This is a genomic window from Streptomyces sp. NBC_00250 (assembly GCF_036192275.1).
Classification (GTDB): Bacteria; Actinomycetota; Actinomycetes; order Streptomycetales; family Streptomycetaceae; genus Streptomyces.
Map to the genome: position 1 here is coordinate 8,205,021 of NZ_CP108088.1, position 20,634 is coordinate 8,225,654.

Sequence of the window (20,634 nt, forward strand, 5' to 3'; positions counted from 1 at the left end):
GGGCCCTTCCCGGACGGCGTCCCCGCAGGCTAGAAGCCGGATCGTGCGGCGCCCACCGAACCGTCGCCGGCACGATCCGGTCCGATGTCTTCAGTGGCGCCGCACGACCGGCGGTCCATGGGCCGGGGCCCGCCTCGCCTCGATCAGCCCACCCGGTGGGCCGCCCTGCGCCGCCGGCCCCACAGCGCCAGCGCCGCGGCGCAGGCCGAGCCGACGAGGGCCAGCGGAAGACCCACCGACGCGCCCGAGGGCCCCGGCTCGTGCGCGGGATCCTTGCCGGGCGCGGCCGCCGCCACCGCTCCGGCCCGGGGCGCCTGACCGGCGGCCTTCGCGGCACGGCCCTCACCGGCCACGGACACGGCCCGGGTACCCGCGTCGGCCGCGTCCTTCGTCGGTACGGGGAGCAGCGAGCCCACCGGCTGGACCCGCCCCGCCGCCTCGAAGCCCCAGTCGAGGAGCTCCCTCGCCTCCTCGTACACGGCGAGCCCGCCGCCGCCCTGCGGGTTCATCACCGTCACGACCAGCGTCCGGTCGCCGCGCCGGGCCGCCGAGATCAGCGTGTTGCCCGCGTTGCTCGTGTAGCCGTTCTTGATCCCGATGAGCCCCGGGTAACGGGCCACGCCGTCCGCGCCCGTCAGCAGCCGGTTGGTATTGGCGATGCCGTACGACCAGGAGCCCGCCGGGAAGTCCGCGTACGCCGTCGAGCAGTACCGGGTGAACGCCGGGTCCTGCAGCCCGGTCCGGCCGAACACCGCGAGGTCGTACGCGGAGGACACCTGACCCGGCGCGTCGTAGCCGTCGGGGGACACCACATGGGTGTCCAGGGCGCCCAGGGACCTGGCCTTCTCCTGCATCTGCCGGGACATCGACTCCCAGCCGCCGTTCATCGCGGCCAGGACGTGCACGGCGTCGTTCCCGGAGCTGAGGAACACACCGTTCCACAGATCCGAGACCTTGTACGTGTACCCCTCCTTCACCCCGACCAGGCTGCTGCCCTCCCCGATCCCGGTCAGCTCGGAATCGGCCACGGTGTGCTGCTCGGAGGGGGCGTGACCGGGGAGCGCGGTGAGGGCGAACAGCGCCTTGAGGGTGCTGGCCGGCGGCAGCTTCCGGTGGGCGTTGCGCGCGGCGAGGACCTCGCCGGAGGACGCGTCGGCGACCACCCAGGACAGCGCCGAGACCGAGGGCACGTCGGGCGCGCCCGGCAGCGGCTGCACCTGTGTGCCCTTCCGGTCCAGCCGGGCACGGTCGAGGTACTGGCGTGCGGGCGGCGTGGGCTCCCGGAGCGAGGAGGCCGAGGAGACGGACGCCGTCGAGGACGTGGTCGCGGTCGAGGCGGCGGTCGACGCCGAGGTGACGGGTGACGCCGTGGCCGCCGGAGCGGACAGCACGAACAGCACCGCCGCGGTACCGGCGGCGGCATGACGGACAGCTGACGTGACGATCATTCAGTCACCGTAGGAAGGAGGTGTGATACGCGCAGATCGGAGTGCGCCGACCGGCGTAGCGGGTGTGGCGTACGGCGGCGAGTCGTGAGCCCGCCCGGGTGGTACGGCCTCCCCGGCCCGCTGTCGGTGGCGCAGGGCATCCTTGTGACGTGCCCTCACACCCGTACCAGAGCAACGCCGTTCCGGCCGACAGCGCCGGAGCGCCACCCGCCGAACCCGCCTCCCGGTCCGTCCCCGGCCCCGCCAGGTCTCCCGGGACCACCGGCGGCGGCCCCTTCGGCGCGCCCGCCTTCCGGACCGAGCGGCAGCCGCGCCGGACACCCGCCGGGCACATGATCGTCTGCGGGGACGACGCCCTCGCCCACCGCCTCGCGGGCGAACTCCACGAGGTGTACGGCGAGCAGGTCACCCTCCTCGTGCCGGCACGACCCGACGCACCGCGCACACCCAGCGCCCGCGCCGGCCGGGCGCTCGCCCTCTTCGGACGGGTCACGGCCGCCGTCACCCGCACCACGGGCACCACCGCCCCACCCGCCCCGGCGGCGACCGGCGCGGACGGCGGTGATCCCACCGGCACCCTGCGGGTCGTCGAGTCGGCCGAGGCCGACGACCGGGCGCTGACCGACGCCGGGGTCGAGCGGGCCGCCGCGCTCGCCCTCGTCCACGAGGACGACGAGACCAACATCCGGGCCGCGCTCACCGCCCGCCGCCTCAACCCCCGGCTGCGCCTGGTCATCCGGCTCTACAACCGCAAGCTCGGGCAACACCTCGAAACCCTCCTCGACCAGGCCGCCGCCGTCGCCGAACCGGGCCTCGACCCCGAGAAGCTCGACGCCGCCACCACGGTCCTCTCCGACGTCGACACCGCCGCTCCCGGTCTCGCCGCGGCCGCCGTCGCGGGAACCAGCAAGGTGGTCCAGGCCGGGGGCCTGCTGCTGCACGCCGTGGAGCGCCTGCCGGCCGCCGGAGAGGCCCCCGACCCCGGCCTGTGCACCCTCGCCCTGCTCTCCGCCACGGCCCGCGACCCGGCCGGCTGCGAGGGCTCCGAACGCAGCGGCGACGCGGGCCCCCGACTGCTGCCCGACGACCGGACGGTGGCCGCCGCCACCGGCCGCGCCGCCGTCACCCTCGAAGCGGTCACCCCGGCGGGCCCCGTCCTGACCTCCGCCCGCCTGGCCGCCTCCGCCCTGCCCGTCGCCTCCCTCTTCTCGCGTCGGCTGCGCTGGTCCCTGGCGGGCGCGGCGGCCGCCGTCCTCGCGCTCGCCCTCGCGTCCACCTTCACCACCGGCGACCACCCGCTGCACGCCGCCTATCTGACGCTGCTGGACATCTTCGCCATCGGTGACCCGGCGGTGGGGGAGTCGACCAGCCGTCAGGTCCTCCAGATCCTCGCCGGGTTCGTCGGGCTTCTCCTGTTGCCGGTGATCGTCGCCGCCCTCATCGAGGGCCTCGGCACCTTCCGTACGGCGACCACCCTGCGACGCCCGCCGCGCGGACTCTCCGGGCACGTCGTCCTCCTCGGCCTCGGCAAGGTCGGCACCCGTGTCCTCGCCCGGCTACGCAGGCTGAACATCCCCGTGGTCTGCGTCGAATCGGACCCGGAGGCCCGCGGCATCGCCGTCGCGAGACGGCTGCGCGTGCCCACCGTCATCGGCGACGTCACGGAGGAGGGCGTCCTGGAGGCCGCCCGCATCGACCGCGCCCATGCCCTGCTCGCCCTGACCAGCGTCGACATCACGAACCTGGAGGCCGCGCTCTCCGCCCGCGCCGTCACTCCCGACCTGCGGGTCGTCCTGCGTCTGTACGACGACGACTTCGCCACCGCCGTCTTCCGCACCCTCCGCACCGCCCACCCCGCGGCCCTCACCCGCAGCCGCAGCGTCTCCCACCTCGCCGCCCCCGCCTTCGCCGGCGCGATGCTGGGCCGTCAGGTGCTCGGCGCCGTGCCGGTCGAGCGCCGGGTCCTCCTCTTCGCCGCCGTGGACGTCGCGGACCATCCGCTGCTCGACGGACGCACCGTGGCCGAGGCCTTCCACCCGGGCAGATGGCGGGTCATCGCCCTGGACCGAAGCGGCCTGTACCCCGGCCCGGCGGGCCGGGACCCGCTCTGGCGCCTGGACCCCGCCCGAGTCCTGGAACCGGCCGACCGGGTCGTGGTGGCCGCGACCCGCCGAGGCCTGGCCGAACTTCTCGGGCGAGGCGGACGGGCCGCCGAGACGGGAGACGGCGATGTGCCGCTCAACCCGGCACGAGCAGACCGTGGTTGACCGTAGGATCTGACCCCGCACGCGACGACCCGCGCACCCTCCTCGGGTGCGGGCCATCGTCCCGCAGGGAGGTGGGGGTCCCCCGGACGGAGCCCGGGGGAGGGCGGGCACACGGGACGGCGCCCCGGCCGGGCGCCTCCGGTCCATGCCCCGCACCCTGGGGCCCGCACCCTCGCGGCCCCGCATCACCAGGATCCGTACCGTCACGCCCCGCACGGGCCCCGCAGTCAGGAGACCCCCAGTGAACACAGCGCACCACGACGCCTCCGGCAGCCGCAGGCCCCACCGCATGGACCCGTCCGGCGGCTGCCCCCACGCCGACAACGCCCGCCTGCTCGCCGAAGGCGCCGTCGCTCCCGTGATCCTCCCCGGCGAGATCGAAGGCATGGCGGTACTCGGCCACGAGGCCCTCCGCGACTTCCTCTCCCACCCCGACGTCGCCAAGGGCCCTCAGCACTTCACCGCGCTCACCGAGGGCCGCATACCCGAAGGCTGGCCGCTGCGGACCTTCGCCACCGTGCCCGGCATGACGACCTCGGACGGCGCCGACCACCGCCGTCTGCGCACCCTGGTGAGCAGCGCCTTCACCGCCCGTCGGGTCGAGGAACTCCGCCCGCGTGTCGAGACCGTCACCGCCGGGCTCCTCGACGGACTCGCCGAGGCGGCCGTGACCGGCGACGGCGTCGCCGACCTGCGCCGTCACTACGCGCTGCCGCTGCCACTCGGCGTCATCTGCGAACTCCTCGGTGTCGATGCCGCCCACCAGGACCGGCTGCACCACCTCTCCGGCCTGATCGTCGCGACCGACACGGAGCCCGCGCGGGCCGTCGCCGCGAACCGCGAAGTCCTCGCACTCCTCGCCTCCATCGCCGGTGAGAAGGCCACCGCCCCCGGCGACGACCTCACCAGCGCCCTGATCGCCGCCCGGGACGAGGACGGCGACCGGCTGAGCGAGCCCGAGCTGATCGGCACCCTGCTCCTGCTGATCATCGCGGGTCACGAGACCACCATGAACCTGGTGACCAACGCGGTACGGGCCCTCTGCGCCCACCGCGACCAACTCGCCCTGGTCACCGCGGGCCGGGCGACCTGGTCGGACGTGGTGGAGGAGACCCTCCGCTGGAACAGCCCGGTCAGCTACTTCCCGTTCCGCTATCCCACCCGCGACCTCACCGTCGACGGCACTCTCATCCCGCAGGGCACCCCCGTCCTGGCCGGATACTCGGCGGCGGGCCGGGACACGAAGGCCCACGGCCCGGACGCAGACCGCTTCGACCTCACACGTACGACGACGGTGAAGCACCTCTCGCTCGGCCACGGACCCCACTACTGCCTGGGCGCCCCGCTCGCCCGGATGGAGGCGGCCATCGCCCTGGAGGCACTCTTCACCCGCTTCCCGGACCTGGACCTGGCAGTTCCGGACGCCGAGCTGCACCGCCACGCCGGCTTCGTCGGCAACAGCGTCAGGGCGCTCCCGGTCCGTCCGGGCGGCTGACGGCCCTTAGGTCGTGTCCGGAAAGCAGCGCCGTCTGCCCGCAGGCCAGGCGGGACTCTCCGGGCACCCTCTCGGGCGGGCCCCTCACCCGGCCCGTCCCCAGGCGGTCGCGGGGGAGGAGCGCAGGGAGGAGACGAGTCGCAGCAGCCGGGCCTCGTTCCCCGCGAGGCCCGCGGCGCGGAGCGCCTCGTCCGCCTCGGCCATCGGATGGGTGAGCATCACCCCCGCGTACGGGGCGAGCTGTGGATCGGTCAGCACGGCCTGGGTGGATTCGAGCAACCTCAGGTACGCCTGGGCGGCCGCGCGCTCGCTGGCGGTGATCGTGGTGGTCATGTCGGGCTCCCTCTCGACAGTTCGGCGCTCACCACCCTCTCGTACGGGTCTGACAATCGCCCTCAGCCCTGCCCGTCGAGCTGCGCGGTGAGCCGCTCCAGGAAGACCCGCTGACCCTCCACGAGCAGCGGAGAAGCCGCCTCCGGGGCGAACCAGCCCACCCGGTCGATCTCCGGGAACTCCCCCTGGACCCCGGACCGGGGCGGCCATTCCATGGTGAAGGTGCCCGGTACGACCTCGGCCGGGTCGAGCGTGCCCTCCACGGCCCAGATGGTGACGAGCTTTCCGTTGCGCTGGCGGGACTCGCCGAGGTCCCACCACGTGCCCTCGGGGGCCGGAAGGCCCAGCTCCTCCTGGAACTCGCGGCCGGCCGCGGCCTCCGGCGCCTCGTCCGGCTCGTACTCCCCCTTGGGGATCGACCAGGCCGCCTCCTCGCGGGACGCCCAGAGGGGCCCGCCCATATGGCCGATGAGAACTTCGACGCCACCGTCCGCCGTACGGCGGAAGACCAGAAGACCCGCACTGCGCTTGTCCGACATGGGGGTCAGTCTGGCCGAAGGGCCGACCGGTCGCAGCCGCGCGCGCGGTCACGGCAGTCGCACACCCCCTGCCCGCACGCCCCCGCCGCGCGCGTCACTCCTCGGCGGCCACCACGACCGGGCCGCCCCCGAGGTCCACCCCGTCCGTCCAGGACTGCGCCAGCCGCACCGAACGCCAGGGAACGAGCGAGCCGCTCACCCTCTCCCGACGCAGCGGGGCGCCGTCCTGGGTGACGGTCAGGACCGGTCGCACGAGCCGGCGCTCCGACCGTACGAGCAGGGGAGCGGCCACCGGACCGAGGAGACCGGGCGTCACCCACCGCAGCGGCCCCGCCGCCCGCACCGGCACTCCACCGTCGGGCCAGGGGTGACCGGCGAGCAGGTCGAGTACGGCCGCTGCCGCCGCCCGCCCCTCGGCGGCGGCCACCACCGCCGGCTCCACGCCGCGCAGAAGGTTGCCCACCGCGAAGACCCCGGGCACGGCGGTGCGGAAGGCACCGTCCGTCGCGGGGCCCCGGGTGCCCGGAGCGAGCGGCAACCCGCCGGCCCGGGCGAGCTCGTGGTCCGGGATCCAGTCCCCGGTGAAGACGACGGTGTCGCACCGCAGCGTGTGCCGGTTCGTACGACCGTCCCCGCCCCGGACCGTGACCCCGGTCAGCCGGCCACGGCCGAGGAGCTCCGTCACGACCGCGCCGGTGAGCACCGGGACGGACCCGAACACCACGCGTCGCGCCGCGCGTTCGGTGACGACGGCCACCACCTCCACCCCGGCGGCGCGGAGCGTGCGCACGGCGTTGCGGGCCACGGGATCACCACCGACGACCACCGCCCGTCGTCCGATGGGCTCAGGGCGCGCCCCGAACCGTAGGACCAGGCGCTGGAGCTCACCCGTGGTCATCACCCCGGCGGGTCGCGATCCGGGAACGAGCCGTGCGCTGCGGGGTCGTTCGCGGGCCCCGGTGGCCAGGACGACCGCACGGGCCCGGACGCGTTCGAGGCCGGTCGGGGCGGTGACGTCGAGGGTCAGAGGCCCCGCCCAGCCGGTGGCCGACACGCCGGTACGGACGGTGGCCCCGGCCCGCAGCGCCGCCCGCACCGAACGGCGTGCGTACGCCGGGCCGTCGAGGGGGCGGCCCCGGGCGTCCGCGCCGAATCCCGGTCGGGCGCAGTGCCGTGGGACCCCTCCGGCGGCCGGCTCCCGCTCCAGGACCTCGACGCGTCCGGCGCCCAGCGCCGCGAGGCGACCGGCCGCGGCGAGCCCGGCGGGTCCCGCGCCGACCACGAGCACGTCGACCGTGCGGTTCACCGAGCCCCCTCCCCGTACTCCTCGAACACAGCCCGTACCTCCGCGCTGCAGTAGTGGCCCTGGCAGCGGCCGCCACGCGCGCGGGTGCGTCGACGCAGCCCGTCGAGGCCTCCCGGCGGGATCGTCGAGGTGAGCGCGGCCCGGATCTCGCCCCGGGTGACCCGCTCGCAGTGACAGACGATCGAGCCGAAATCCGGCTCCCGGGCGATGAGTCGGGCGTCCCGGTACGGGCGGGGGAAGGCCTCGCCGAGGTTCGGCATGCGGAGCCGGGCGAGCGGCCGTTCGGGCCCCGGGTCGAGCCCGCAGTCGGCGAGCAGCCCGCGGACGTGCTCGGCGATGGCCAGGGAGGCGGTGAGCCCGGTGGAACGGATCCCGCCCACCGTCACGTACCGGAGACCCGGGTGCGCGGCGATCCGGTAGTCCTCCTGCCCGGTGGCGGCCCGAAGGCCCGCGTAGACGGCCGTGACCTCCTCGTCGAGCAGCGCGGGGAGGATGCGGCCGCCCTGCTCGCGGAGCCCGGCGAGCCCTTCCGCCGTCGTGCCGGTGGCGGTCTTGTCGTCCAGGTCCTCGGCGGTGGGCCCGAGCATGACGTTCCCGTACACGGTCGGCGCGATGAGCACGCCCTTGCCGAGCGGGCCCGGTACGGGGAGCAGGATGTGCCGGACCAGGTCGCGGGCGAACTTGTCGAAGACCAGCAACTGGCCCCGGCGCGGAGTGACGGTGAAGTCCTCGCGGCCGACCAGCGCGTCGAAGGCATCGGCGTGGAGCCCGCAGGCGTTGACGAGATGGCGGGTCCGCAGCACCCCGCGCCGGGTGACGAGACGGTGGTACGGATCGCCCGGACGGACCTTCTCCACGCGGCAGTTGAGATGCAGCTCGACCCCGGAGCGGACCGCCTGCGTGGCGTACGCGAGGGTGGTCGTCCACGGGCAGACCACCGACTCGCCCGGAACTTCGAGCGCGGCGAGGGCGCCAGGACCCAAGTGAGGCTCTCGCACGCGGAGTTCGGCGGCGGTGAGCAGTCGGGTGGTGCGATGTCCGTTGCGCTCCGCCTTCTCCGCGAGGCGGGGGAGGGTGGCGCGCTGCTCCTCGTCCCAGGCCACGAGGAGGGCGCCCAGCGGCTCCACGGGAATGCCGGTCTCCTGCGCGTACGCGGACAGCAGCCGGTACCCCTCGCGTACGAGCCGCGCTTCCAGGGTGCCGGGCAAGGCGTCGAAACCGGTGTGCAGGATGGCGGTGTTGGCCTTCGACGTACCGTCGCCGACGTCGTTCGCAGCCTCCACGAGTGCGACCCGCAGGGGGTGGCGGGCCAGTGCCCGGGCGATCGCGGAGCCCACGACCCCCGCACCGACGACCACGACGTCGTACACCGCGTCGGGGTCCCCGGGGAGGGGCCCGGTGCGGGTGACGGTCACGTGGAGCCGGACCCGGAGTCGGACCGGGACCCGGAGTCGGAGCCGGTCCCGGAGGAGCCGGTCTCCGTGCCGAAGCCGCCACCGTGGCCGCCCGCCCGCTCCACCAGGGCCGACACCTCGCCGCGGAACCGCGCCAGGCGCTCGCCCGCCTCGTCGCCCGAGATGCGGGGCTCGTAGACGGCCGACGGCTTCCACTCCGGTACCGCCTCGCGGAGGGTGAGGCCCGGGTCGTGTCCGAGCCGGGCGACCGCGCCCACCCCGAGCGCCGTCGCGTCGGGCAACGAGGAGACCTCGACCGGGAGCTGGAGTAGATCCGCCTGGGTCTGCATGAGCAGAGCGGACCGCGTGAGCCCGCCGTCGGCACGCAGGGAGGTCAGCGGCGCGCCCCGGTCCGACGCGACGGCCGCGGCGAGTTCGACGACCTGCGCGGCGATGCCCTCGCACAGGGCGCGGACCAGATGGCCCGGCGTGGTGTCGAGTCCGAGGCCGGTGAGCGAGCCGCGGACGTCTCCCCGCCACCAGGGCGCGGCGAGCCCCGCGAGCGCGGGTACGAAGGTGACCCCGCCGGTGTCCGGGACCCCGCCGCCCACCGGGTCGATCTCCGCCGCGCCGCCGATGACGCCGAGGTCGGTGAGCCAGCGCACGGCCGAGGCGACGGTGTACACCTGGCCGTCCAGGCAGTGGGCGACCTGCCCGCGGAGCCGCCAGGCGACACAGCTGACCAGGCCCGAGGAGGCGCGCCGGGATGCGGCGCCGGTCTGGGCGAGCAGGAAGGCCCCGGTGCCGTACGTGCACTTGGCGGCGGCCGGGTCGTCGGCGCTCTGGGTGAGCAGCGCGGCCTGCTGGTCCACGAGGAGGCCGGTGAGCGGAAGCGGCGGGCCGAAGGCCGTGGTGGTGCCGACGGGGGTGTCGCAGTCCACGACCCGGGGGAGCCGTTCGCCGCCCAGGCCGTACAGGTCGAGGGCCGTCTCCGACCAGGCGACCGTGTCGAGGTCGAGGAGTCCGGTGCGTCCGGCGGTCGCCGCGTCGGTGACGAAGGCGCCGGTGAGCCGGTGGACGAGCCAGGCGTCGCTGGTGGTGACGACACCGGCTCCGGTGGCGTGGCGGCGGATCCAGGCCATCTTCGGCGCGGCGAAGTAGGGGTCGAGCGGAAGTCCGGTGAGTTGTCTCAACTGCTCCGCGTGGGCGTCGAGTTCGGAGCAGAGGGAGGCCGCTCGGCGGTCCTGCCACACCAGGGCGTCGGTGAGCGGCTCGCCGGTGGCGGGGTCCCAGGCGAGGACGGTCTCCCCCTGGTTGGCGAGGCCCACGGCCACGACCGGCGTGCCGGCCTCGGCGAGTGCCGCGCGCCCGGCGGCGACCACGGAGTCGTACAGCTCACGAGGGTCGACCTCGACCAGGCCGCCCGGCAGATAGCGGGGTCGGACCGGGGCCGTACCGCTGCCGACGACTCCGCGCTCGGGGCAGAGGACGAGGGCCTTGGTGCCCGAGGTGCCCTGGTCGACGGCGAGTACCGGGCCGCCCGTCATCGTGCGCTCCTGTTCGGTGGACGTTCGGTGATCATCCGGTCACCGAAAAGGGTCAGGGTGCCGTCGCGGCGGCCCGTCGTCAAGCCTCCGCGGATGATCACGTCAGGTCCGATCGAGGTACCTGACAGTAAGTCAAATTCAGTCGTTGGCTTGATAATTACTGTCACAAGAGAAAGTGGACCGGTCGGGTCCAGAGCCCTCTATAGTGATCGCCGATCAACGGCCGGGACGCCCGCCGGGGGACTGACCACCCCCTCCATCCACCGAGGACCCATGTCATCCACACCACGCCCCACCCCCTGATGGCCGGACACGGCTTCAGACCCGTCTACCACCCCGCGGGCCACGACCACGCCCTGCGCAACGCCGTCCAGGACTTACGCACCGGCCGCTGGGTGGCGATGGCCCGGCTCCTCGACGAGACGGAGGGCTGGGACGGCTGGACCCGCCGCACCCAGGTCCTCGCCGCCGTCGCCGCGGGCACCGACGTCGTCCACATGTGGCGGACAGAACAGCCCGGAAGCCTCGCCGCCACCGTGATGCACAGCCGCGTCACCGTCGAGCGGGCCGTACGCGCCCACCGCGCCGGCCACGCCCGTACCCGGGAACTCTGGCAGGAGGCCTGGAGCGCCTGCCGGGAGGCCGCCGACCTGGCCCCCGACGACCCCGTCCCCTGGGTCGGTCTGATCGCCCTCGCCGCCCTCGACGGCCGCCAGCGCATGGAGGAACACCGACTGTCCCCACCGGCCCCCATGCTGTCGCCCGGCCCCTGGGGCCTGCTCGCCGAGGCCGAGAAGCGCGACCCGTACAACCGCGAGGCGCACCACCGCATGCTCCAGTTCGTGTACGCCCGGCGCCCCGGACCGCTCTCCGAGGCCGTCAACTACGCGCACTGGGCCGCCTCCTCGGCACCCGTCGGCTCCGCCCTGCACGTCCTCCCGCTGTACGTGCGCGTCGAGCGCTACCGGCGCGAGCGCGGCCACGAGCGGGCCCTCGACCTGCACTGGGTCGCCGAGGACGCCGTACGCGAAGCCCAGCGCGCCCTCGACACCTGGTTCCTCTTCTGCGCCACCGACGAGGCCTCCCTGCTCGACCTCAACCACCTGGCGCACGCCCTCTTCGGGGCCCTCCGCTTCCCCGACGCGGCCCGGGTCTTCGAGTCGCTCGGCCCGTACTACACGACCCTTCCGTGGGCGTACCGAACCCCTCACCCGGACGACCGCGTGCTCGCCGAAGAGGTCTTCCTGCGCGCCCGCGCCCGCTGTCTCGGCGGCTGAAGGCCCCTCGTACGCCCCCCGCTGCCCCAACTCGGTTCATCTCTCCAACCGTTCATCCCCCCCCGACCCCGCTCCCCCCGTCCCCGGAGGAACCCATGTCGTCCCGCACCGCCCCCGACCCCACCGACGCGATACGCACGCCACCCCCGGCCCAGGACGAGGAGGCGCGGCTGAGGGAACTCGGCTACCAGCCCGTCCTCGCCCGCCGGATGGGAGGCTTCGGCAACTTCGCGATCAGCTTCTCGGTCATCTCCGTCCTCTCCGGATGCATGACCCTGTACGGCTTCGGCATGGGCACGGGCGGCCCCGCCGTCATGCTGTGGGGCTGGGCCGGTGTCGGCCTCTTCGTGCTGTGCGTGGGCCTCGCGCTCGCCGAGGTCACGAGCGCCTATCCGACCTCCGGCGCGCTCTACTACATGGCGGACCGGCTCGGCGGGCGACGCTGGGGCTGGTACACCGGCTGGCTGAATCTGCTCGGTCTGCTCGGCGCCATCGCGGGCATCGACTACGGCGCGGCGCTCTTCACCGGCGCCTTCCTCAACCTCCAGTGGGGCTTCGAACCCACCGCCGGCTCCACCTTCCTGATCTTCCTCGCGATCCTGCTGCTCCACGCCGTCCTGAACCTCTTCGGCGTCCGCCTGGTCAGCGTGCTCAACTCGGTCAGCGTCTGGTGGCACCTGGCGGGCGTGGCGATCATCGTCGGAGCCCTCGCGTTCGTCCCCGACCGGCACCAGTCCGTCGACTTCGTGTTCACCGAGTTCGTCAACGACACCGGGTGGGCCAACCCCTTCTACGTCGCCGCGATCGGCCTGCTCCTCGCCCAGTACACCTTCTCCGGCTACGACGCCTCGGCCCACCTCTCCGAGGAGACCTCGAACGCCTCCGTCGCCGCCTCCAAGGGCATCGTCCGGGCCATCTGGGTCTCCTGGCTCGCCGGATTCGCCCTGCTCGCCGGGCTGAGCTTCGCCATCCAGGACTACACCGCCACGCAGAACAGCGCCACCGGCGTCCCGCCCGCCCAGATCTTCCTGGACGCGCTCGGCACCGGCGGCGCCACCGCCCTGCTCCTCGTGGTCATCGTCGCCCAGCTGTTCTGCGGCAACGCCGAGGTGGCCGCCGCCAGCCGCATGGTCTTCGCCTTCAGCCGTGACAACGCCCTGCCGGGTTCGGCGATCTGGCGCAAGGTCAGCGGCCGCACCCAGACGCCGGTCCCGGCCGTCTGGCTCGCGGTGGTCGTGGCCGCGGTGCTCGCGCTTCCCTCGCTGTACTCCGCCACCGCCTACGGCGCCGTCACCGCGATCAACGTCATCGGCATCACGCCCGCCTACGCCATCCCGATCTATCTGCGCCTGCGCGCCGGGAACCGTTTCACCCCCGGTCCGTGGAGCCTGGGCCGCTGGAGCAAGCCGATCGGCTGGACCGCGGTCGTCTGGGTGGCGATCGTGACCGTGCTGTTCTGTCTGCCGCAGAAGTCCCCGGTGACGGTCGACACCATGAACTACGCCGTGATCGCACTGGTCGTCGTGCTCGTCCTGGCCAGCGTCTGGTGGTACGTCGCCCGCCGCTCGTACGGGACGCCTACGGCGTACGGAAACGCCCGCGAGGAGGCGGAGATCGCGGAGGGCATCGTCTGACCGGAGCTGCCGGAGCTGCCGGAGCTGCCGGACGAGCCCGACGAGCCGGTGATCCCGACGAGCCGGTGATCCCGGTGAGGCCGGTGAGGCCGGCTCCTGTCCCCGTACCGGGCAGGAGCCGGCTCACCGTCAGGCGCTGAACTCGTACGTCCAGGCCGCCGACTGGGCCGAGAAGTCGATGTCCGTGATCTCCAGGGCGTGCCCGTGCTGATCGCTCACCACCCGGTGGACGATCAGCCGGGCCGCGCCGCCGGCCGTCGTCGTGGTCGGACCCGGCGGAACGCCGACCGACTCCCGGTGGGTGATGCGCAGCCCCGCCTGGTGCATCCAGTGGTAGAGCAGTCGCAGGTCGGGCTGTTGACGCCGGTCCCGGACCCGCCGGTAGCGGGCCAGTTGGGGGATCTCCGCGAGCGCCGGCCGGGAGAACCACGACACCGCCCGCTGGAGCGCCGCTCCTTGCGGCCCGTGCACCACGTGCCGGTGTACGAGCGTCGGCTCGCCCGGGGTGAGCAGGAGCCGCGGTGCAAGTGGTGTGGGCGCGGGTTCCCAGGTGAGCGTGGCCCGTACCAGCGCCTCTGCCGCGCGGGGGCCGCCGGGGAAGGTCGGCCGGCCGGCGGTCAGGGCCGCGACGACCGGCTCGCCGGCGTCCGCGGACCCGGCGGCGGCGAAGGTGCCGCGTCGGTCGGTGACCACGAGCCTTTCGTCCCGCAGGAGTTGGAGGGCACTGCGTACCGTCTGCCGGTTGACGTGGTAGCGCTGGGACAGGGATCGTTCCGAAGGAAGTCTGCTGCCGGGGGAGATGCGGCGGTGGGCGAGGTCCTCGCGCAGCGCGGCGGCGACCCGGAGATAGAGCGGCGCGTCTGCCGTCGCCTCGGATTCGGGCTCGGCCATGATCAATCCCTCTCTTCGCTCAGCGTGATTGCCTGGGCCGTGTGGGTGATCAATTTCTATCATTGGTCTAAACCATTTAGCCAGGGCTGCCCGGCAGAGTGGCCGAAAGGAGCGAGGGCCCTTGTAATGAGGTACCAGGTGACGGGGGCGAGACCACAGCGACGGGAAAGGTGGGCGAGGCCGGATGACGACACCTTCGGAGCGCGCCGCACGGGGCAGGGCGGCCCGCAAGCGAGTCCCCCGCTCCTCCCACGGCCGCTGGATACCCAGCTCCCAGCGCCCCGACCCCATCGACGTGCTGGAGCGCGAGTCCGCGGGCCGGCTGCCCGACCTCGTCCCCCTCCGGTACGGCCGGATGTCGGCCTCCCCCTTCGCCTTCCTCCGCGGCGCCGCGGCCGTCATGGCCGCCGACCTCGCCGCCCAGCGCCACACCGGGCTCACCGTCCAGCTCTGCGGCGACGCCCACCTCCTCAACTTCGGGGTCTACGCCTCACCCGAACGGACGCTCCTCTTCGATGTGAACGACTTCGACGAGACGCTCCCCGGACCCTTCGAATGGGACGTGAAGCGGCTCGCCGCCAGCATCACCGTCGCCGCCCTCCAGAACGGCAGCAGCAAGGCCAAGGCCCACCGCGCGGCCCTCGTCGCCACCGAGGCGTACCGGACGGCCATGCGCCGGCTCGCCGGACTCGGCGAGCTCGCCGTCTGGTACGAGCGGATCGCCGCCGACGACCTGGTCCCCCTCGTCCGCCGCGACGACCGGGCCCGCCTCGTGCACCGGCTCGCCGGCGCCCGCCGCCGCACCAGCCTCCAGGTCCTGACCAAGCTCACCGAGACCGACGCCACCGGGGCGCGGCACATCGTCGACGACCCGCCGCTCCTGGAACGGGCCACGGACCTCGACCGGGTCACCTTCGGCAAGATCTTCAACGACTACCGCAGCTCGCTCGCCGAGGAACGCCGTGTCCTCCTCGACCGCTACCACTTCGTCGACGCCGCGCGAAAGGTCGTCGGCGTCGGCAGCGTCGGCACCCGCTGCTTCGTCCTCCTCCTCGAAGGCCGCGACGACGGAGACCCGCTCATCCTCCAGATCAAGGAGGCCGGGAAGTCCGCCCTGGAGGAGTACCTGCCGGCGAGTACGTTCACCCACCAAGGACACCGTGTCGTCTCCGGGCAGCGCCTCACCCAGGCCGCCAGCGACATCTTCCTCGGCTGGATGACCGGCCCCGAACAACGCCACTTCTACTGGCGCCAGCTGCGCGACATGAAGGGCTCGGCGGAGGTGGAGAGCATGTCCCCGGCCCTGCTCCGGGACTATGCGGCGCTCTGCGGCCGCGCCCTGGCCCGCGCCCACGCCCGCTCGGGCGACCGGATCGGGATCGCGGCCTATCTCGGCGGCTCGGACGTCTTCGACCGAGCCGTCGCCGACTTCGCCCTCGCCTACGCGGGCCAGAACGCCGACGACTACGCGGCGCTCGGCGGGGCCATCGCGGCGGGGATGGTGGCGGCTGCGCCGGGGGCCTGAACGGGCACAGGCGGCGTCGCCGAGGGCCTGATCGGGTGCCGGTGCCGGTGCCGGTGCCGGGCTTGGCTCGGAGCGGGCGGAAGTCGCGGTCGTCGTACGGTCGGCCCGGGCCCCATGGCGCGGCGCCGGCCCGACCGTACGCGCAGCCGTTACGACCCGGCGCTGCCTCGCAGCGGCGGCTCCGCGGGTGTCTCGGCCTCCGGGCCGAAGAGCACAGCCCGCGCCACCGACGGAGCGAAGAGGCTCGTCAGCGGGGCGGTCAGGGTGAGAGCCGCGCGGAAGGGCGTGCCTACGACCGGGTCGCCCGCGGCCCGCGCCTGCACCCGGCTCAGGTACCAGCCGACCGCCTTGTCCATCGGACCAGGACGTGCCGCGTCACCGGTCGCCCCGGGCATCTTCTTGTCGGCGCCCGCCGAGATGTCCCAGGCCTGCCGGGAGGCGTCGAGCAGCGCGCGCTGCACGGTGCGGGTGGTCGGGGTGCGCTTGGTGTCGGAGAGCGCCCGGCGCAGTGCGACCGCGCTGAGCGCGGCGACGGCCATGCCCTGCCCGTAGATCGGGTTGAAGGCGCACAGTGCGTCGCCGGTGGCCAGGAATCCGGCCGGGCGGCGCCCCGGACGGTCGTACCGGCGCCGGATGTTGGCGGTCCTGCGGAAGCCGTACACCGGGGACACGGGCTCGGCCCGAGCGAGCCAGTCGCTGACCACCGGGTGCGGCAGCCGCTTCGCGTACTCCTCGAACGCGCCCTCGTCGGTGGGCGGTTCGTCGCCCCGCAGGCCCGAAAGGGTCACCAGGTGACGCCCGTCGCCGAGGGGCAGCACGACACCGCCGTACACCTGGTCGGGGTTGGGCACGATGTAGTACCCGGTCGCGTCGGTGCCCGGCTGGTCCTCCGGGGAACGGTAGACGCGGGTTCCGTACGCGAGACCGGTGTCCAGGGTCTCCTCGTGCGGGGCCTCCGCGCCGATGCCCGCGAGCCAGTCGGCGGCCTTCGTGGACCGCCCGGACGCGTCCACCACCAGATCGGCGGTCAGCGTACGGGGCTGCTTGTCGGCTCCCGCACCGCGCTCGCGCAGCCGCACGCCCCGCACGCGCGAGGAGTCGCCGACGAGCCCCACCGTCTCGGTGCCCTCGACCAGCTCGATCCGGGGGTCGGCGAGGACGCGCCGGCGTACCAGCCACTCCAGCTGGGGGCGCGAGCCGGTGTAGAAGTGCGCGGTCGCGGGCGTGCGGCTGTACCACTTGCCGTTCTGCCACTGGACCATGTCCTCGGGGACACCCACCTTGGGCGCCCCGAGGTCGGTCAACTCGTCCATGAACCCCGGCAGCAGCTCGTCGAGCGCCCGCTGCCCACCCGCGATCAGCACGTGCAGATGCCGGCCCTGCGGGACGCCCGGCCGCGCCTCCTGGCCCTCGGGGAGCCGGTCGCGCTCGACGACCGTCACCTTCTCCGCGTGCTCGGCCAGCACCCGAGCGGCAAGCAGTCCAGCGAGACTTCCCCCGATGACCACCGCGTGACGTGTCGCACGGTGCCCCAAGTCGTCGGCCATACCCGCCCTTTCATGTCGTGGAACTTCAACGGTCCAGTATCCACGCCGGTACGTGCCAAGGGGTGACACGGCCGCACGGTTTCGGCCGCACGGGCCCGCGGCTAGGGTGACGCGCATGGCATGTGAACGCCGCATCGGACCCACGGGCTTCAGGTAGCCCGCCAGGACTTCCCTGGCGGTGCCGACCGAGGAGCCCCATGGCACGCACCGCACACCACATCCCCGGCTCACGCCGCTGGCCCGCGAACGAGACCGCACCGGGGGGCCCTTGGCGTTCCCTCGTCCTGCGCGATCTCCGCTACAGCGCCGCCTGCCTCTCCGAGGCCACCCATGGCGGCAGCCGGCCGCGCCCGCGCGCGATCCGCCGCAGCGTGGCCGTCTACCGATGGCCCCGCTTCAACCGGGACGCCGACGTGGCACGGTGGTCCGCCCAGCAGGAACGCGGGGCGCGGATGCGCCTGCGCACGCAGGCGGGTCTCCTCCTGCGCCTCGTGAACACCCCGGACGGAGTCCTCACCCTGAGCGCCGCCGAAACCGTGGACGTACCTCCCGCACGGCACCGGCACGGCTCCCTCTGGTTCGCCTAGAGAGTGTCCTGCCGATCAGACAGGTCCGATCGGCAGGACACCCCAGGGACTGCGCGGTGGACCAGGGCCGGTGCCGCGAGGTCCCGCACCGGACATCACTCCGTCCCGAGTTCCGCCAGCGCGCCCGTCAGCCATTCCACCCAGAAGCGTTCCATCTCGATTCCGCCCCGCAGGACGAGATGGCGCAGCCGGTCGGGTTCCGAGGTACGGCGTTCGGTCGGGAAGTCGCGGGTCTCGATCGCGAGGTACTCGTCCAGCTGCTCCCGGTGCAGGCCGAGGTGGCGGGTCAGTTCGGTGCGGAGGCCCGACGCGCCCACCACCGCGGCCGCCCGCATGCGCAGGAGGAGGGCGGCACGCATCGGTTTCGGGTCCTCGGACCGCGCCACCCAGGTGCCGAGCTCCTCCCGCCCCGCGGGCAGCACCTCGTACTCCTTGCGCTGCCCCCGTACGGGCACCGGGGCGGGCAGGGCACGGATGTGCCCCGCCTGCTCCAGCTTGCCCAGCTCGCGGTAGATCTGCTGGTGCGTGGCCGACCAGAAGTAGCCGATCGACTTGTCGAAGCGGCGCGTCAGTTCGAGGCCGGAGGACGGCTTTTCGAGCAGCGCGGTGAGGATCGCGTGCGGGAGGGACATGGACGCATCCTAGAAGTGGCCGGCCACGGTGATCACAGGGTGGCCGCGAGCCGGGTGCCCTGGTCGATGGCCCGCTTGGCGTCCAGCTCGGCGGCCACGTCCGCGCCGCCGATCAGGTGCGCCACGCGGCCCGCCGCCACCAGCTCCTCGAACAGGTCCCTGCGCGGCTCCTGGCCCGCGCAGAGCACGACCGTGTCGACGGGCAGCAGCTGCTGCTCGCCGCCGATGGTGACGTGCAGGCCCTCGTCGTCGATCCGGTCGTACGACACGCCCGCGACCATCGCCACGCCCCGGTGCTTCAGCTCGGTGCGGTGGATCCACCCCGTGGTCTTGCCGAGGCCGGCGCCGACCTTGGACTCCTTGCGCTGGAGCAGGTGCACCTGGCGCGGCGGCGCGCCGCGCTCGGGCGCGCGCAGTCCGCCCCGGTTCTCGTACGAGGTGTCCACACCCCACTGGCGGAAGTACGTCTCGGGGTCCTGGCTCGCGCCCTCCCCGCCGTCCGTGAGGAACTCCGCGACGTCGAAGCCGATGCCGCCCGCGCCGATGATCGCGACCCGCTCGCCGACGGGCGCGCCGTCCCGCAGCACGTCCAGGTAGCTGAGGACGCTCGGGTGGTCCACGCCCGCGATGCCGGGGGTGCGGGGGGAGACGCCGGTGGCGACGACGACCTCGTCGAAGTCGTCCAGGTCGCCGGCCGCGACCGGGGTGTTCAGGCGGACGTCGACCCCGCGCTCGGCGAGCTGCACGCGGAAGTAGCGCAGCGTCTCGTCGAACTCCTCCTTGCCGGGGACCTTCTTGGCGATGTTCAGCTGACCGCCGATCTCGGCGGCCGCGTCGAACAGGGTCACGGAGTGGCCGCGCTCGGCCGCCGACACCGCGCAGGAGAGGCCGGCCGGGCCCGCGCCGACGACGGCGATCCGCTTGGCGCGGCGGGTGGGGGAGAGGACCAGCTCGGTCTCGTGGCACGCGCGCGGGTTGACCAGGCAGGACGTGATCTTCAGGTTGAAGGTGTGGTCCAGGCAGGCCTGGTTGCAGCCGATGCAGGTGTTGATCGTGTCGGCGCGGTCGGCCGTGGCCTTGGCGACGAAGTCCGGGTCGGCGAGGAAGGGGCGGGCCAGCGAGACCAGGTCGGCGCGGCCGTCGGCGAGGATCTCCTCGGCGACCTCGGGGGTGTTGATGCGGTTGCTGGTGACGAGCGGCACGGAGACCGCGCCCATCAGCTTCTTCGTCACCCAGGTGTAGGCGCCGCGCGGCACGGAGGTGGCGATGGTGGGGATGCGCGCCTCGTGCCAGCCGATACCGGTGTTGATGATGGTGGCCCCGGCGGCCTCGATCTCCTTGGCGAGCTGGACGACCTCCTCCAGGGTGGAGCCGCCGGGCACGAGGTCCAGCATGGAGAGCCGGTAGACGAGGATGAAGTCCTCGCCGACGCGCTCGCGGATGCGGCGGACGATCTCCAGCGGGAAGCGGACGCGGTTCTCGTAGGAGCCGCCCCAGCGGTCGGTGCGCTGGTTGGTGGCGGCGGCGATGAACTCGTTGATGAGGTAGCCCTCGGAGCCCATGACCTCGACGCCGTCGTACCCGGCCTCCTTGGCCAGCTCGGCGCAGCGGGCGTAGTCCTCGACGGTCTGCTCGACCTCGGCGTCGGTCAGCTCGTTCGGTACGAAGGGGCTGATGGGGGCCTTGATCGCGCTGGGCGCGACGAGGGCGGGGTGGTACGCGTACCGGCCGAAGTGCAGGATCTGCATCGCGATGCGGCCACCGGCCTCGTGCACGGCGTCGGTGATCAGCCGGTGCTCGGCGACCTCGTCCGTGGTGGTGAGCTTGGCACCGCCGTCCCAGGGGCGACCGGCGTCGTTGGGCGCGATGCCACCGGTGACGATGAGGCCCACGCCGCCCCGGGCGCGCTCCGCGTAGAAGGCGGCCATGCGCTCGAAGCCGTGCTCGGTCTCTTCGAGGCCGACGTGCATCGACCCCATGATCACCCGGTTGGGCAGGGTGGTGAACCCGAGGTCGAGCGGGCTCAGCAGGTGCGGGTACGGGGTCATGCGGGCGCCTCCTCGCGCAGGAACGTCAGCCTCAGTTCTAGGTGACCTCCCCCCTTTGTGCAACTAGTTGCAGAAGGTTCGGGACGTGATGTCTACTACTCGGTAGCAAGCGCGTCGGCGGTGAGTGGCGAGCAGAGCGCGGCGGGTGGCGGCCCGTGGTGTCG

General features: G+C 73.6%; 16 protein-coding genes. 6 read left to right on the forward strand and 10 right to left on the reverse strand.

The window, feature by feature from the left end:
* Positions 1–143: 143 nt before the first annotated feature.
* Positions 144–1,448, reverse strand: a complete 1,305-nt coding sequence (locus OG259_RS37070) for a D-alanyl-D-alanine carboxypeptidase family protein (protein ID WP_328946243.1) — start codon at positions 1,446–1,448, stop codon at positions 144–146.
* A gap of 332 nt (positions 1,449–1,780) precedes the next feature.
* Between OG259_RS37070 and OG259_RS37075 the strand changes: the two genes are divergently transcribed.
* Both OG259_RS37075 and OG259_RS37080 read left to right on the forward strand, forming a co-directional pair.
* A complete protein-coding gene (locus OG259_RS37075; RefSeq protein ID WP_328947287.1) occupies positions 1,781–3,715 on the forward strand; it encodes an NAD-binding protein in 1,935 nt (644 codons plus the stop codon).
* 289 nt (positions 3,716–4,004) lie between these two features.
* A complete protein-coding gene (locus OG259_RS37080) occupies positions 4,005–5,210 on the forward strand; it encodes a cytochrome P450 family protein (RefSeq protein ID WP_328947288.1) in 1,206 nt (401 codons plus the stop codon).
* An 84-nt stretch (positions 5,211–5,294) separates the two neighbouring features.
* On the opposite strand, the gene OG259_RS37085 is transcribed toward OG259_RS37080, so the two are convergent.
* From OG259_RS37085 to OG259_RS37105, 5 genes are all read right to left on the reverse strand, one after another.
* Positions 5,295–5,543, reverse strand: a complete 249-nt coding sequence (locus OG259_RS37085; protein ID WP_328946244.1) for a hypothetical protein — start codon at positions 5,541–5,543, stop codon at positions 5,295–5,297.
* A gap of 62 nt (positions 5,544–5,605) precedes the next feature.
* Entirely contained in the window at positions 5,606–6,082 is a 477-nt protein-coding gene (locus tag OG259_RS37090) for an NUDIX domain-containing protein (RefSeq protein ID WP_328946245.1), read from the reverse strand.
* Positions 6,083–6,176: 94 nt separating this feature from the next.
* The gene (locus OG259_RS37095) at positions 6,177–7,388 is read right to left on the reverse strand and encodes an FAD-dependent oxidoreductase (RefSeq protein WP_328946246.1); all 1,212 of its coding nucleotides are present in this window, start codon (positions 7,386–7,388) and stop codon (positions 6,177–6,179) included.
* Positions 7,385–8,803, reverse strand: coding sequence for an FAD-dependent oxidoreductase (locus OG259_RS37100; RefSeq protein ID WP_328946247.1), 1,419 nt, complete (start codon positions 8,801–8,803; stop codon positions 7,385–7,387). Before OG259_RS37100 ends, OG259_RS37095 begins: the two co-directional genes overlap by 4 nt.
* Complete coding sequence (locus OG259_RS37105; protein WP_328946248.1) at positions 8,800–10,329, reverse strand: FGGY family carbohydrate kinase; 1,530 nt, start codon at positions 10,327–10,329, stop codon at positions 8,800–8,802. The genes OG259_RS37100 and OG259_RS37105 overlap by 4 nt, the downstream gene beginning before the upstream one ends.
* Positions 10,330–10,631: 302 nt before the next feature.
* Here OG259_RS37105 and OG259_RS37110 point away from each other — a divergent pair, with 302 nt between their 5' ends.
* Entirely contained in the window at positions 10,632–11,606 is a 975-nt protein-coding gene (locus tag OG259_RS37110) for a hypothetical protein (RefSeq protein ID WP_328946249.1), read from the forward strand.
* Between the two features lie 95 nt (positions 11,607–11,701).
* Positions 11,702–13,240, forward strand: a complete 1,539-nt coding sequence (locus OG259_RS37115; RefSeq protein ID WP_328946250.1) for an amino acid permease — start codon at positions 11,702–11,704, stop codon at positions 13,238–13,240.
* A gap of 129 nt (positions 13,241–13,369) precedes the next feature.
* Here the strand turns inward: OG259_RS37115 and OG259_RS37120 are convergent, their stop codons facing one another.
* The gene (locus OG259_RS37120; RefSeq protein ID WP_328946251.1) at positions 13,370–14,131 is read right to left on the reverse strand and encodes a GntR family transcriptional regulator; all 762 of its coding nucleotides are present in this window, start codon (positions 14,129–14,131) and stop codon (positions 13,370–13,372) included.
* A 184-nt stretch (positions 14,132–14,315) separates the two neighbouring features.
* Between OG259_RS37120 and OG259_RS37125 the strand changes: the two genes are divergently transcribed.
* A complete protein-coding gene (locus OG259_RS37125) occupies positions 14,316–15,656 on the forward strand; it encodes a DUF2252 domain-containing protein (RefSeq protein WP_328946252.1) in 1,341 nt (446 codons plus the stop codon).
* Positions 15,657–15,805: 149 nt separating this feature from the next.
* On the opposite strand, the gene OG259_RS37130 is transcribed toward OG259_RS37125, so the two are convergent.
* Entirely contained in the window at positions 15,806–17,203 is a 1,398-nt protein-coding gene (locus OG259_RS37130) for an NAD(P)/FAD-dependent oxidoreductase (RefSeq protein WP_328946253.1), read from the reverse strand.
* Between the two features lie 197 nt (positions 17,204–17,400).
* Between OG259_RS37130 and OG259_RS37135 the strand changes: the two genes are divergently transcribed.
* Complete coding sequence (locus tag OG259_RS37135) at positions 17,401–17,790, forward strand: hypothetical protein (RefSeq protein ID WP_328946254.1); 390 nt, start codon at positions 17,401–17,403, stop codon at positions 17,788–17,790.
* A 95-nt stretch (positions 17,791–17,885) separates the two neighbouring features.
* On the opposite strand, the gene OG259_RS37140 is transcribed toward OG259_RS37135, so the two are convergent.
* Both OG259_RS37140 and OG259_RS37145 read right to left on the reverse strand, forming a co-directional pair.
* Positions 17,886–18,422, reverse strand: coding sequence for a PadR family transcriptional regulator (locus OG259_RS37140; protein ID WP_328946255.1), 537 nt, complete (start codon positions 18,420–18,422; stop codon positions 17,886–17,888).
* 32 nt (positions 18,423–18,454) lie between these two features.
* Complete coding sequence (locus tag OG259_RS37145; protein ID WP_328946256.1) at positions 18,455–20,470, reverse strand: NADPH-dependent 2,4-dienoyl-CoA reductase; 2,016 nt, start codon at positions 20,468–20,470, stop codon at positions 18,455–18,457.
* Positions 20,471–20,634: the final 164 nt, after the last annotated feature.